Annotated in this window: 12 protein-coding genes; 9 read left to right on the top strand and 3 right to left on the bottom strand. The window is 33.8% G+C overall.

The genetic code is table 11. The features are described from left to right. The first annotated feature begins 97 nt into the window (after positions 1-97). Entirely contained in the window at positions 98-841 is a 744-nt protein-coding gene (locus tag FND99_RS05420) for a DUF3298 and DUF4163 domain-containing protein (protein WP_144336962.1), read from the top strand. Positions 842-896: 55 nt separating this feature from the next. On the opposite strand, the gene FND99_RS05415 is transcribed toward FND99_RS05420, so the two are convergent. The 3 genes from FND99_RS05415 to FND99_RS05405 all read right to left on the bottom strand — a co-directional run bounded on the left by FND99_RS05415 (position 897) and on the right by FND99_RS05405 (position 4,007). Continuing rightward, positions 897-2,042, bottom strand: a complete 1,146-nt coding sequence (locus tag FND99_RS05415; protein ID WP_144336961.1) for an ATP-binding protein — start codon at positions 2,040-2,042, stop codon at positions 897-899. Between the two features lie 132 nt (positions 2,043-2,174). After that, on the bottom strand, positions 2,175-2,930 hold the full coding sequence (locus FND99_RS05410) for an SDR family NAD(P)-dependent oxidoreductase (protein ID WP_144336960.1): 756 nt from the start codon (positions 2,928-2,930) through the stop codon (positions 2,175-2,177). Between the two features lie 201 nt (positions 2,931-3,131). Further along, positions 3,132-4,007 (bottom strand): aldo/keto reductase, encoded by an 876-nt coding sequence (locus FND99_RS05405; RefSeq protein ID WP_144336959.1) that lies wholly within the window; start codon positions 4,005-4,007, stop codon positions 3,132-3,134. A 224-nt stretch (positions 4,008-4,231) separates the two neighbouring features. Between FND99_RS05405 and FND99_RS05400 the strand changes: the two genes are divergently transcribed. From FND99_RS05400 to FND99_RS05365, 8 genes are all read left to right on the top strand, one after another. Continuing rightward, positions 4,232-5,236 carry an AAA family ATPase gene (locus FND99_RS05400; RefSeq protein WP_142451507.1) on the top strand — a complete coding sequence of 335 codons (1,005 nt, stop codon included), beginning with the start codon at positions 4,232-4,234 and terminating at the stop codon, positions 5,234-5,236. Between the two features lie 81 nt (positions 5,237-5,317). Then, positions 5,318-6,181 carry a DUF58 domain-containing protein gene (locus FND99_RS05395; RefSeq protein WP_144336958.1) on the top strand — a complete coding sequence of 288 codons (864 nt, stop codon included), beginning with the start codon at positions 5,318-5,320 and terminating at the stop codon, positions 6,179-6,181. 159 nt (positions 6,182-6,340) lie between these two features. Further along, the gene (locus FND99_RS05390) at positions 6,341-7,972 is read left to right on the top strand and encodes a phenylalanine--tRNA ligase subunit alpha (RefSeq protein WP_144336957.1); all 1,632 of its coding nucleotides are present in this window, start codon (positions 6,341-6,343) and stop codon (positions 7,970-7,972) included. Continuing rightward, entirely contained in the window at positions 7,972-8,973 is a 1,002-nt protein-coding gene (locus tag FND99_RS05385) for a vWA domain-containing protein (protein ID WP_144336956.1), read from the top strand. The genes FND99_RS05390 and FND99_RS05385 overlap by 1 nt, the downstream gene beginning before the upstream one ends. 133 nt (positions 8,974-9,106) lie before the next feature. Beyond that, positions 9,107-10,141 (top strand): vWA domain-containing protein, encoded by a 1,035-nt coding sequence (locus FND99_RS05380; RefSeq protein WP_144336955.1) that lies wholly within the window; start codon positions 9,107-9,109, stop codon positions 10,139-10,141. Positions 10,142-10,285: 144 nt separating this feature from the next. Next, positions 10,286-11,053: a tetratricopeptide repeat protein gene (locus FND99_RS05375; protein ID WP_144336954.1), complete on the top strand. Its 768-nt coding sequence runs from the start codon at positions 10,286-10,288 to the stop codon at positions 11,051-11,053. Positions 11,054-11,174: 121 nt separating this feature from the next. Continuing rightward, positions 11,175-12,923, top strand: a complete 1,749-nt coding sequence (locus FND99_RS05370; protein WP_144336953.1) for a BatD family protein — start codon at positions 11,175-11,177, stop codon at positions 12,921-12,923. 91 nt (positions 12,924-13,014) lie between these two features. Continuing rightward, on the top strand, positions 13,015-13,761 hold the full coding sequence (locus FND99_RS05365) for a tetratricopeptide repeat protein (RefSeq protein WP_144336952.1): 747 nt from the start codon (positions 13,015-13,017) through the stop codon (positions 13,759-13,761). Positions 13,762-14,022: the final 261 nt, after the last annotated feature.

Genomic DNA, 14,022 nt, shown 5'->3' with positions numbered 1-14,022 from the left:
TTAAAACAACTGCAAATCAGACTTTTATGCAATGAAAATTCTATTTCAAAAAAAAAGTGTTATCTTTTATGTCTCCTAACAAATAACTTTTACATATATGAAACATTATGCTTTTTTAGTCTTTTTGTTTTTGATATTCACAAGTTGTAACAAAGAGCTTTCATTTGAAAATGAAACATTTGACGAAAAATCCGATCTTCCTTGCAAAAATGATTGTCCGCAAATAACAATCGACATTCCTATTGCAAAAAACAAAGGAATTCCTGCCGATAGCATCAATAAAAAGGTTTTTTCGGTCGTAAAAGAAATCGTTTATTTTGGCGAAGAACCTGCAAAAGCCAACGATTATAATACGCTGGCAAAATCTTTTATTGCTTCATACGAAGAAATGCATAAAAAATTTCCAACTGAAACTTTTGGATGGGAAGGAAAAATCGTGGGTAATGTCGAATTCCATTCGGAAACAATTTTAAACATAAAAATCGATCATTATACATTTACGGGAGGTGCACATGGCTATCAAGGTTTTAGATCGCTCTTATTTGATCCAAAAACTGGAAAGACGATTTTTAACGATCAATTGTTTAAAGACGAAAAAAAATTTATGGCTTTCGCCGAAAAAAAATTCAGAGCAAAATATAAAATCCCTTCCAGCGCCAATATCAATGCAACGGGATTGATGTTTGAAAATGATAAATTTCAATTGCCACAGAATATTTTTTATACAGAAGAAGGCTTGCTTTTATATTACAATTCCTATGAAGCCGGATCTTATGCCGATGGCCCAAAAGACATTTTATTTCCATATGCCGAAGTAAACCAATTTTTGAAATACCAATAAATAAGGTTCTAAGTTGCTAAGATTCTGAGATTCTAAGTTTTTTTCCACTTAAAAATTATTGAACATCGTATTTCATTTTCCTTAAAATTCTAAGTGCTTCTTTAAAAGACAAATAAACTTGCGGAAAAGGCTTCAACAACAATTTTGAATCAATTAATTTTTGTTTGGCTTCGTCAAAACCATTCAAATAACAAATCATAAAAGTAGAAGGAAGATTTTCGAGATCAGTCAATTCGCGCTCGGATAAAGCAAATCCTTTTTGTAGTTTTTGAAGCAGTGCCATATTCGAATTATAAATATGATAGAGCATTTTTCGGTTGAATTCTGGTGGTTGGAAAAGCATTTTTCGGTCAATTTTATAATAACCGTTGTCAAAAAAATGAATTGTTTGTTCTTCTAAAGGATAATAACTGGTTTTATCATTTAGTCCCAGCGGAACATATTCGGTAATGGTAAAACTATCATCATCATAAAAAATCGTAACAACATCTTGCGCCGAATAAAAAAGTTTAATTTGTTCGTTGATCAACTCAATGTCAACGCGAGAAAGAAAGGTTTTATCTCTCGATTTTTTGGGAACTCCCGCCCAGCAAATCACAAATAATTCTTTAAAAACATGATATTTCGGCGACATATCTTTGTGCCTGAAATTCATAAAATCAAAAACGCCGTCTAACGTATATTGAATACTATTTCGGGAACTGTTTTCGATTCCAATTACAGTTTCGGTATTTTGATAATTTTTCTCGACTTCTTCGTGATTTTCTAAAGGAATCGAATTGCTTCCCCGCCTCACAAAAACGCTATTGGCTAAAATTGTATGAATACCTTTTTTGAAATACGATATTTTGCTTTTTGGCTTAATCGTAACAAGACCGATCACTTTGTCTTTTGGAAGATTCGGAAAGGGAACATTTTCGTATTGAATCTTTGGAGGATTTTCTAGAAAAGCGTTGACTAAATTCTGAATTCGGCTATCGTCAAAAAAATCATCACCAACAATTTCATTGTCCTGATCTTCAACACCAACTACGATGTATGAATTATTCGTAGGATTAGAGTTTGATAACGCGCAAATATGTTTCAAGAATTTTCCCTTTCCTTCGCGCGTATGAAGATTCAGCTGCCTTTTTTTATCATAAAAACTGCTCTCGTCGTTATGCGCGAGTAAATTCTTTATCAAAAGGCGTTTGTTGATCATAGTCTAATTTTTTTTGCCACTAATTGCACTAATTTACACTAATTAAAACATCGAAATCATTTAAATCCCAATCCATAACCTTAAAACGTAAAAAAGACGCACTGCTGTGCGTCTCTACAATAAAATTTTCTATCAAATATTTTTCTTGACAATTGTTGCTGAGGCCTGAGCTGTTGGAAACACAATCAAATCGGCAATATTTACATGATATTTTCTTGACACCACAAAATGAATAATATCTGCAATATCTTCTGCTTGCAATGCATCTAAACCTTTATATACATTGGATGCTCGGTCAGCATCGCCTTTAAAACGCACTTCACTGAATTCAGTCTCTACCATTCCTGGATGAATTGCCCCTACTCTAATTCCGTACGGATTCAAATCCATTCGCATTCCATTGTTAATTGCATCAACCGCATGTTTTGAAGCACAATACACATTTCCGTTTGGATAAACTTCTTTTCCTGCAATTGATCCAATATTGATAATATGTCCCGATTTTCTTTCGATCATCTGCGGAATAATTGCTTTAGAAACATACAAAAGTCCTTTAACGTTAATATCAATCATGGCATCCCAATCGTCAATATCTCCATTCTGAATTGGATCTAAACCATGCGCATTTCCAGCATTATTTATTAAAACGTCGATTTGCGAAAAATCTGCTGGCAAAGAATTGATTTCACTAAAAACGGTATCTTTATCTCGAACATCGAAAGATAAAGAATGAACTTCTGTAAAAGCTGAAAGTTCTTTTTCTAATTCTTCTAAACGATCTTTTCGTCTTCCACAAAGAATAACTTTATAATTGTTTTTTGCCAATATTTGCGCGGTTGCCTTACCAATTCCGCTTGTTGCTCCAGTAATTAGGGCTGTTTTTTTCATTTTAAAATATTTTGTTTAAACACATAGAAACATAGCTCTACTTTGCGCTAAAGGCATTTCATTTGCATTAATTCACATAGCTATTATATGTAAGTGAAACGCTAAATTCTTCTCTTTTCAAATAAAAGTAGAGCTATGTTTCTATGTGTTTATTTTTTCGAATTTGCTGAATACTAAAAACTGTAAACTGAACACTAAAAATTAAGGCACATCGTCGCCCATACTTTCTGTCCAGATTGCAAACCAGTCTTCTTTATCCATATCTAGTTCAACAGCTTTTAACAAAGCTTGAATTCTTGCAATGTTAACAGTTCCCGCAATTGGAATAACGCGAGCCGGATGTTTCAAAATCCAAGCAAGCAAAAGCGTATCTGCGCCTAAATGGTATTTTTCCAAAAGTACAGAAAACAGTTTTTTCAATCGGCGTGTTTTTTTGGTATCTTCTCTAAAAACCGTTCCAAGCGGATTCCATGACAACGGACGAATTCCGTGAGTCTGCATATAATCCAAACTTCCGTCAACCATTGGTTCAAAATGCGTTGCCGAAAATTGCACTTGGTTATAGCTTACTTCTGTTTTCTGACGAATCAATTCGGTTTGAGAATTCGTAAAATTCGAAAGTCCGAAATCAATAATTTTTCCTTCCGATTTTAATTTCTCAACTGCTTCCGCAATTTCGTCAGCCTGCATCAACGGACTTGGTCTGTGCAGCAAGAAAACATCTATATAATCTGTTTTTAATTTTTTTAGCGATTCTTCTGCAGACCAAATAATATAGTCTTTAGAATAATCATAATGTTTGATTTTGTTTTCAGGACGTTTTTCAGCAATCATCTGAATACCGCACTTGGTAATTAATTGTAATTTGTCGCGGGAAATTTTGCTTGCTTTAAAAGCTTTTCCAAAATCAGCTTCGGTAGTATAATTGCCGTAAATATCGGCGTGATCAAAAGTGGTAATTTTGTTTTCGATACTAATTTGTATCATGTTTTCCATTTCTTTAGTCGAAAGGTTTTTGTCCCATATTCCCCAATTCATAGTGCCTGAAATAATAGGCGATAATGTTGTTTTGCTCATGGTTATATTGCGTTATTTTTTATAATAAATATGCTTTTTAAAAACATATCCATCAAAGTTCTTAAAAATATAAAAATAGATTCACAATTCGTCCTTAAAATTAGGTGTTTGGTCGAAGTTTTAACCATTCTTTAACATCTTACTTCTCAAAAAATATTCAATTTGCACTCTCAAAAACTAGGCATAAAAATCAAAGGTTTAAAAAGGCTTTTAAAAATATTTATATGGAAGAAAATACAACGACTTTAGACATTAGAGCGATAAATGAAAAAATTGAGAGAGAAAGTGCTTTTATAGACCTTCTTACAATGGAAATGAACAAAGTTATTGTGGGCCAGAAACATATGGTCGAACGTTTATTAATTGGTCTTTTAGGACAAGGACATATTTTGCTTGAGGGAGTTCCTGGTTTAGCAAAAACATTAGCGATTAATACTTTATCGCAAGCAGTTCAAGGTTCTTTCAGCCGTATTCAGTTTACTCCTGACTTATTACCTGCCGATGTTATCGGAACCATGATTTACAACATCAAAGCAAACGAATTCTCTATTAAAAAAGGGCCAATCTTTGCTAATTTCGTACTTGCCGATGAGATCAACCGTGCTCCTGCAAAAGTACAATCAGCGCTTTTAGAGGCGATGCAGGAAAAACAAGTTACTATTGGCGACACGACTTTCAAATTAGATCGTCCGTTTTTAGTATTGGCAACACAAAACCCTGTTGAGCAAGAAGGAACATACCAGCTTCCTGAAGCGCAAGTTGACCGTTTTATGTTAAAAACGGTAATTGATTACCCAAAAATTGATGAAGAACGATTCGTAATCCGTCAAAACTTGAAAGGAAGTTATGAAAAAGTAAATCCTGTAGTTTCTGTAGATCAAATTTTGCGCGCTCAAGAAGCAGTTCGTGAAGTTTATATGGATGAAAAAATCGAAAAATATATCTTAGATATCATCTTTGCTACTCGTTATCCAGAGAAATACAAATTAGCCGATTTAAAACCTCTTATCAGCTTTGGTGCATCTCCACGTGGTAGTATCAATTTAGCAAATGCTGCAAAATGCTACGCTTTCATCAAACGTCGTGGTTATGTAATTCCAGAAGACGTTCGTGCTGTTGTACATGATGTATTGCGTCACAGAGTAGGAATAACTTATGAAGCTGAAGCTGAAAACATTACTTCTGTAGACATTATCAACAAAATCGTAAACGAGATTGAAGTACCTTAAAAAAGTTGATGGTTGATTGTTTTTTGTTGATGGTTCCAAAACCATAAACTAACAACCAACAACCATAAACCAAATCAAAAAATGGATACAAAAGAGCTTTTAAAAAAAGTACGGAAAATAGAAATCAAAACCAAAAGACTGAGCAATCATATCTTTTCGGGCGAATACCATTCTTCATTTAAAGGACGCGGGATGACTTTTAGCGAGGTGCGCCAATACCAATATGGCGATGATATCCGTAACATCGATTGGAATGTAACAGCACGCTACAACGAAGCTCACGTAAAAGTTTTTGAAGAAGAACGCGAATTGACCATGGTTTTAATGGTTGATATTTCGGGTTCAGAAGGTTTTGGTTCAAAAAGCCAATTTAAAAAAGACATTGTAACCGAAATAGCGGCAACAATGGCTTTTTCGGCTACGCAAAACAATGACAAGATTGGTTTAATATTATTCTCAGATAATGTCGAATTGTATATTCCGCCAAAAAAAGGCCGCTCGCACGTTTTGAGAATTATTCGTGAATTGATCGAATTTGAACCAAAAAGCCACAAAACCGATATTTCTGAAGCTTTAAAATTCTTATCGGGAACTCAGAAAAAGAAAGCCATAGTTTTTATGATTTCAGATTTTATGTCTGAAAATTACGAGCAGACATTAAAAATTGCCTCAAAAAAACATGACCTTACTGGAGTTCGCGTGTATGACATTCGCGAAGAAAAAATTCCGAATCTTGGAATGGTAAACATGCTTGATGCTGAAACTGGAAAAACAATTCTGGTGGATACCGGATCAAAAACGGTTCGAATGAATTACGAAAAACAGTATCAGGAAAGAGTAAATTATTTCAAAGAAACATTTAGTAAATCTGGTGCTGGAGTTGTAAATACAAGAGTCGATGAAAATTACGTAACTAAATTATTAGGCTATTTCAAATCGAGATAAATATAATTTTAGATTGCAGATTTTAGATTTTAGATTTTTTGAAAATCGATAAACTTATTTCTGCCAAAAATTAGAACGTAAAAAATCCGCTTAAATCTGTGTCATCAGTGTTCCATTTTTAAGCATCATTTTAGACTAAAATCTGAAATCAAAAATCAAATGAAATTAAAATTTTACATATTTCTATCTTTGCTTACTTCGGCTGTTTTTGCACAACAAAAACAAGTTGAAACAAGCATCGATACTACAAAAAACAAAATTGGGGCTGAGTTTAAACTGACTCTTAAAACGGTTGTGAGCTCAAAATCGAAAGTTGTTTTTCCTAAGCAAAAAACATTTGGCCCATTAGAAGTTATTCAGTCTTACCCTGTTGATACGGTGAAGAAAGATGGCAATTATGAGCTGATCAAAAAATATGGATTGACACAATTTGATTCGGGAAGATATGTAATTCCGAGTGTTAAGATTTTAATCGACAAAAAACCTTATTTCTCTGATTCAATCAAAGTTGAAGTTGCGAGTGTAAAAGTTGATACGCTACAACAAAAAATGTACGACATTAAAGACATCAATACTGCTGACGAAGGACTTGGAAATTGGTGGAAATATGTTTTGGCATTAGTAATTATACTTGGAATTGGTGCTTTTGTGTATTGGTATGTAAAAAAACGCCAGCAAAAGAAAATTGAAGAAGAAGTTTATAAAACGCCAATCGAAAAAGCGACAAGCCTTTTAAATAATCTAGAGCAAAAAGAATTGGTTCAAAAAGGCGAAATCAAAGAATACTATAGCGAACTTACAGATATTGCCAGAAATTATATTGAAGAAGCCATTCACATTCCAGCAATGGAAAGCACAACTTCTGAATTAATTCAAGCGATCAGAACAGCTTCGACCAAAAAGAAAATGACGTTGACGCCTGAAACGGTTGAAAACTTAGAACGCGTTTTACGTCAGGCCGATTTGGTAAAATTCGCAAAATCAAAACCGCTTGATTTTGAAATTACAGAAGACCGAAACAAAATCCAGAAAGTAATTTTAACGCTTGATAATGCAATTCCGACCGAAATTCCGTCTGAAGAAGATGAATTATTGAACGAGGCGCAAAGACAAAAACAGATCAAGCTTCAGTTACAAAAACAAAGAAATAAACGAATTACAATTGCTGTTGCATCTGTTTTTGGTTTGTTGATTGCGGCAACAGCTGTTTTAATTGCTGTAAAAGGCTTCACTAATGTAAAAGATACTGTTTTAATGAACCCAACAAAACGTCTTTTAGAAAGCGAATGGGTAAAAAGTGAATACGGAAATCCAGGCGTTTTAATTGAAACACCACAAGTTTTAAAACGAATGGATCCGATGAAAGTCCTTCCAAAAGATGCTATGGCGTTGATTAAAGAAATGCAACTTTTTGTTTATGGAGGCATGACGGACAATTTTTACATTGCAGTTTCAACAAGTAAATTTAAAACCCCAACTGAAATCGATTTGGCAAAAACCTTAGAAGGTTCATTAAAAATTATTGAAGCGCAAGGCGGACAAAATATTATTGTAAAACAGGAAGATTACCAAACAAACGAAGGTGTTCAAGGATTAAAAGGATACGGAACAATGTCGGTTATAAATCCGTTGACAAAAAGCAGCACAAAAGTGTATTATGAAATTCTTCTGTTCAAACAAGAACAAGGTTTGCAGCAAATTATTATTTCACACGAAGAAGGTGATACTTACGGAAATACGATTACAGACCGAATTTTAAATTCTGTTGAACTTAAAAAAGCTAGCAACTAATGGGAAAGATCACTTTTTTAAATCCAGAATTCTTTTGGCTGTTTCTTTGGATCCCGCTTGTGATTGCTTGGTATTTTTGGAAAAGAAACCAGCAGTCAGCAACTTTAAAAATGAGTTCAACAATAGGTTTTAAAAACAGCGAATCGTTGCTGGTAAAATTAAAACCGAGTTTACATGTTTTTAGAATTCTTGCTTTATGTTCGTTGATTATTGCTTTGGCAAGACCAAGAACAGTTGACGTGAGCAATCAAACTAAAACGACCAAAGGAATTGATATTGTTATGGCAATTGACGTTTCTGGATCTATGCTGGCAAAAGATTTAAAGCCAAACCGTATGGAGGCTTTAAAAAGAGTTGCCGCAGACTTTGTTGGAGAACGACCAAATGACAGAATCGGTTTGGTTTTGTATGCTTCTGAAGCCTATACAAAAACCCCTGTTACAAGCGACAAAGCCATCATTTTAGAAGCAATTAAAGAAATTAAATACGATACTGCTTTACAAGACGGAACCGGAATTGGAATGGGACTTGCAACAGCAGTAAATCGCCTTAAAGACAGCAAAGCAAAAAGCCGTGTTATTATTTTATTGACAGATGGTGTAAACAATGCTGGATTTATCGAGCCGGAAACGGCTGCAGATATTGCAAAACAATATGGAATCAAAGTCTATACAATTGGGTTGGGAACTAATGGAATGGCTGAATCTCCATATGCGTATGGTCCAAATGGCGGTTTCTTGTTCAAAATGCAAAAAGTAGAAATTGACGAACAGTTGATGAAAAGTATTGCCCGCAAAACAGACGGAACGTATTTTAGAGCAACTAGCAACGACAGACTAGCTCAAATATATAACGCAATCAACAAATTAGAAACAACAGAAATACAAGAATTAAAGTTCTACGATTATGACGAAAAATACCGATTTTTTGTTGGATTCGCGGTTTTCTTATTATTGTTAGAAGTTGGTTTAAGAAATACAGTTTACAGAAGCTTTATTTGATTTTTCAAATCAAAAAATTCCAATTTCATAAATTCCAAATAACAAAATTGGGATTTATAATTTGAGAAATCGCTTAATAGGTAAACAACAAAATTTGGAATTTGGAATTTCAACATTGGAATTTAAAAAATTTATGGAATTAGACGAAAAAAAATATTTATACCTTTTATTTTTACTGCCAATTTTGGTGTGTATTTTTCTTTTCAATGTGTATTGGAAACGAAAAAAACAACGCGAATTTGGTGATGTCGAAATGGTCAAAAAACTGAGCCCAGAAAGTTCTGTTTTTAAACCTGTATTAAAATTATCGATTATACTTTTAGCGCTTGCCTGTTTGATTATCGGTTTAGTAAATCCGAAGATTGGGACTAAAATGGAAACGGTTAAACGTGAAGGTATTGATATTGTTTTTGCTGTTGACGTTTCTAAAAGTATGCTTGCTGAAGATGTGGCGCCAAGCCGTTTGGAAAAAAGCAAACAAATTGTTTCTCAAATCATCAATCAGTTAGGAAGCGACCGAATTGGTATTGTGGCTTACGCAGGAAGTGCTTTCCCTGTTTTGCCAATTACAACAGATTACAGCGTTGCAAAAATGTTCTTGCAAAGTATGAGCCCAGATATGGTTTCATCACAGGGAACTTCGCTTGACGACGCAATCCGATTATCATCGACATATTTTGATGAAAAAAGCAAAACGAGCAAACTTTTGATAATGATTTCTGATGGAGAAGATCATTCTGAAGGCGCAACAGCTGCGGCTGAAGAAGCGAATAAAATTGGAATGAAAATCATCACAATTGGTGTTGGAACTGAAAAAGGAAGTACAATTCCGTTAAAAGAAAACGGTGTTGTAAGAAACCATCAAAGAGACCAAAACGGAGAAATTGTAATCACTAAATTAAATCAGGAAGGTTTAAAAACGATTGCAAAAGCTACAAAAGGAGGTTATGTTTATGGCGGCAACACTAAAGAAGTTTTAGAATACATAAAAAATGCGTTAAACAACATTCAGAAAACCGAATTTGAAGCTACACAAATGGCCGAATTTCAATCGCAGTTTCAATGGTTCATCGGCTTTGCTTTTCTTTTATTATTCTTAGATATTTTCCTTTTAGAAAGAAAAACAAATTGGATCAAAGAGTTGAATTTATTTAATGAAAAAAAATAATAAAGTTCGCCACTAATTACACAGATTTACACAAAAACAGTCGCTTTAAATAATCTGTTTTGTGAAATTCAAAAAATACGAAAACAATCAAATTAGTGACAATTAGTGAAATTCGTGGCAAATAAAAAAAACAAAAAATTTAGAATGAAAAATTTACTTCTATATATTTTACTAACCTTTTCTTTAGCAATTTCTGCTCAAGAAAAAGACAAAACATTGCCAAACGGGAACGAAGAATATAAACAGAATAAATTTGTTGATGCCGAAGCTAATTATAGAATTTCGCAATCAAAATTTCCAAAAAAAGCAGCTGCTTCATACAATTTAGGAAATACGATTTACAAGCAAAATCAAATTTCAGAAGCGAAATATGCTTACGCGAAAGCCATAAAAAATGCGAAAACACGTCCTGAAAAACATCAAGCGTATCATAACTTAGGAAATGTTTTCATGAAAGAGAAAGATTATACACAAGCGGTTGAAGCGTATAAAGAAGCGCTTAGAAATGATCCAACCGATGATGAAACGCGTTACAATTATGCTTTAGCAAAACAAAAGCTAAAAGAGAATCCGCCTAAAAACGACAACAAAGACAAGAATAAGGACAAGGACAAAGACAAGGATAAAAATAAAGATAAAGACAAGGACAAAGATAAAAACAAGGACAAGGATAAAGACAAAAAAGACGACAAAGGCGATAAAGACAAGGATAAAAAGGATGGCAAAAATGATCCGAAGAAAGATGATAAATCAGACAATAACGGACAGCCAAAACCACAGCCTGGAGGAATATCTAAAGAACGAGTTCAGAATTTATTAGATGCTGTCAACAACGAAGAAAAGAAAATTCAGGATAAAGTAAATGCTCAAAAAGTAAAAGGAAATCCTAGAAAAACAGAAAAAGACTGGTAAAGTTTAATCGTTTAATTGTTTATTTGTTTAATCGGAAAGTATCCTTTAGACAAAAAACCGATTAAACGATTTCACAGTTAAACAATTAAACAACAAACAAAAAAACCGATTAAACGAATAAATGAAAAGATTTTTAATTTTATTTCTATTCACTTTTCAAGGACTTTTGGCTCAGGTTCAGTTTGAAGCCAGAGTCAGCAAAAACACGCTTGGACTTAATGAAAGACTTCGAATAGACTTCATCATGAATGTTGATGGAGACAACTTCGAACAGCCTAATTTTGAAGGCTTCAAAGTTGTAGCCGGACCAAGTCAGCAAATAAGCCAATCGTGGATCAATGGACGAAGCTCTTTTCAAAAAATATATTCTTATATTCTGCAGCCAGACAGAAAAGGAAATGTAACCATCCGTCAAGCTGCAATTGAATTTAACGGACAGATTTACAAAACTTCGCCTATAAAAATTGTTGTTACGAATGCGGTTGCTCAGGAAAGAGATCCAAACGACAGGCCACAAGGACAAGGAAGCGAAACGTTAAATCTTGTTGCCGAAATTTCAAAAACAAATCCGTATTTGAATGAACCAATTACGGTTGTCTATAAACTATATTTCAATAATATTGGTGTTACTGGTTTTAAAGAATTGGCTAAACCAAAATACAATGATTTCTGGAATCAGAATATCGACATCAAGCAATTAGCAATCGAAGAAGGAAGTTTCCAAGGACAGAAATGCTATTTTGTAATCTTAAAAAAAACAATTCTGTATCCTCAAAAATCGGGTAAATTAACGATTGAACCACTTTCATTAGACATTGGCGTACAATTGCCGACAAATCGTCGCGATATGTTTGGCCAAATGATTATCACGGATGACAATAAAGTAGTTTCGGCTGGAGCCAAAACAATAAACGTAAGACCGCTTCCAGAAACAGGAAAACCAGCAGATTTCAGTGGTGCGGTTGGTAAATTTAATTTCGTGGTTACGCCTTCAAAAACTAGCGTAAAAAGCGGAGAAGGTTTAGACTTAATTGTTAGTGCTACCGGAACTGGCAACATGAAATTGTTTACTTTGCCAAAACCAATTGTACCAAATGCACTTGAAATGTACGATCCTGTTCATGATGAAAAAGTTACTACATCATTGACTGGAATGTCTGGAAGAATATCTGACAAGTACACAATTGTGCCTCAGTACAAAGGAAAATACATCATTAAACCGATGCAATTTTCTTATTTTGACTTAGGAACGGGTTCATACAAAACAATTACATCACAGGAAATTGCAATCGACGTATTAGACGGACCAATGCAAGCAGAAGCAAACAGCACTGCGAATGCTGCCAAAAACGTAATTTCGAAAACAGATCAGTTCAAGTATATCAAATCAAGAACGACATTAGTTTCTGTTGAAAAAGATGATTTTTATGGCTCTGATTTGTATTACGCATTATTGCTTGCGCCTTTCATCATTTTGCCAATAATTATTATTGCTAAGAAGAAAAAAGAAGCTATTGATGGTGATGTTGCTGGAAACCGCATCAAAATGAACAATAAACTGGCTAAGAAATATTTGTCTGAGGCTAAAAAACAGCTTAACAACAAAGAGCCGTTTTATATTGCACTGGAAAAAGCGATGCATAATTTCTTGAAAGCAAAACTGCATATTGAAACTTCAGAAATGAGCAAAGACAATATTCGCGAGTTGCTGTTATCAAGAAATGCAAATCCAGAATCGGTTCAAAGTTTTATTAATTTGACTGAAAATTGTGAATTTGCAAGATATGCTCCGGCATCAAGCGCTTCGATTCAGCAAGATTTTGATAAAGCTGTTTTAATTATTTCAGAATTAGAAAAACAGATAGTTTAATTTTTTTAACCGCAAAGTGCGCTAAGAAATTTGATTTAGATTGCGGAATTTTAAGTTCGCAAAGTTGAAAATCGTATTACACATCTAGAAAATGAAAAATATAGTATATCTCTTTTTATTGATCACACAGGTTTTCTTTGCTCAAAGCAGCTTTGAAAAAGGAAATGCGATGTACCAAAGAGGCAATTATCAGGAAGCTATTCAGGCTTACGAAGGTGTCATTAAAGAAAACAAACAAGAATCGGCTGAGTTGTATTTCAATTTGGCAAACAGTTATTATAAACTGAACAAAGTAGCACCGGCAATTTATAATTATGAGAAAGCATTGGTTTTAAAACCTCATGATCCAGATGTGCTGAACAATTTAAAATTTGCCAAAAAACTGACCATCGATGAAATCAAAGAAGTCCCGAAAGTGGGTTTTGCAAAACTGATTCAGAACTTTACCGGAATTTTTGATTACAATACTTGGGCAAAAATATCAGTTGGAATTGCGTTTCTTTTTTTGCTGAGTTTTATTGGTTATTATTTTTCACAGCTTACACTTTCAAAACGAATTTACTTCATCGGAATGTTTGTTCTTTTGGTTGCCTTGGCATTGAGCGTTTCAGCTGGAATGTCTGAAAAAAGTCATTTTGATAATGACCGTCCGGCAATTGTATTTTCTGAAATGAGCGAAGTTAGAAGTGAACCTCAAAAAGGCGGCGCTGCCATTTTCCTATTACATGAAGGCGCAAAGGTGTACGTTACCGAAGTTTTAGGCCAATGGAAAAAAATCGAATTAACTGACGGAACGGAAGGTTGGATTGATGGTTCAACAATTAAAGAAGTGAAATAAGTTTTTAAAATTTCAAATAAAAAAATCCCAAATTCCAATTCTAAAATTGAAGTTTGGGATTTTCTTTTTTGGATTTAAATCATATAAGTGATATAAGTAAATATAAATTAAGATTGTATTTTGTTAAATATTTATTTATACCAAATTATTTCAAATGCATATCGACAAACTTTGCGTAGACGCACTGCTGTGCGCCTCTACGATATGCGTTGGGTTGATAAATGTAGGCGCAATAATTTTTCGCAATCAAAATCGTAGAGA

The sequence above is a fragment of the Flavobacterium daemonense genome (assembly GCF_007341385.1).
Classification (GTDB): domain Bacteria; phylum Bacteroidota; class Bacteroidia; order Flavobacteriales; family Flavobacteriaceae; genus Flavobacterium; species Flavobacterium daemonense.
This window is presented reverse-complemented; position numbering and strand designations above follow the sequence as displayed.

Bases quoted from the DNA above. Each gene is read 5' to 3' on its own strand.
- FND99_RS05415 (WP_144336961.1), bottom strand. From the start codon at position 2,042: ATGATCAACAAACGCCTTTTGATAAAGAATTTACTCGCGCATAACGAC.
- FND99_RS05380 (WP_144336955.1), top strand. From the start codon at position 9,107: ATGGAATTAGACGAAAAAAAATATTTATACCTTTTATTTTTACTGCCA.
- FND99_RS05370 (WP_144336953.1), top strand. From the start codon at position 11,175: ATGAAAAGATTTTTAATTTTATTTCTATTCACTTTTCAAGGACTTTTG.
- FND99_RS05400 (WP_142451507.1), top strand. From the start codon at position 4,232: ATGGAAGAAAATACAACGACTTTAGACATTAGAGCGATAAATGAAAAA.
- FND99_RS05375 (WP_144336954.1), top strand. From the start codon at position 10,286: ATGAAAAATTTACTTCTATATATTTTACTAACCTTTTCTTTAGCAATT.
- FND99_RS05420 (WP_144336962.1), top strand. From the start codon at position 98: ATGAAACATTATGCTTTTTTAGTCTTTTTGTTTTTGATATTCACAAGT.
- FND99_RS05365 (WP_144336952.1), top strand. From the start codon at position 13,015: ATGAAAAATATAGTATATCTCTTTTTATTGATCACACAGGTTTTCTTT.
- FND99_RS05390 (WP_144336957.1), top strand. From the start codon at position 6,341: ATGAAATTAAAATTTTACATATTTCTATCTTTGCTTACTTCGGCTGTT.
- FND99_RS05385 (WP_144336956.1), top strand. From the start codon at position 7,972: ATGGGAAAGATCACTTTTTTAAATCCAGAATTCTTTTGGCTGTTTCTT.
- FND99_RS05395 (WP_144336958.1), top strand. From the start codon at position 5,318: ATGGATACAAAAGAGCTTTTAAAAAAAGTACGGAAAATAGAAATCAAA.
- FND99_RS05410 (WP_144336960.1), bottom strand. From the start codon at position 2,930: ATGAAAAAAACAGCCCTAATTACTGGAGCAACAAGCGGAATTGGTAAG.
- FND99_RS05405 (WP_144336959.1), bottom strand. From the start codon at position 4,007: ATGAGCAAAACAACATTATCGCCTATTATTTCAGGCACTATGAATTGG.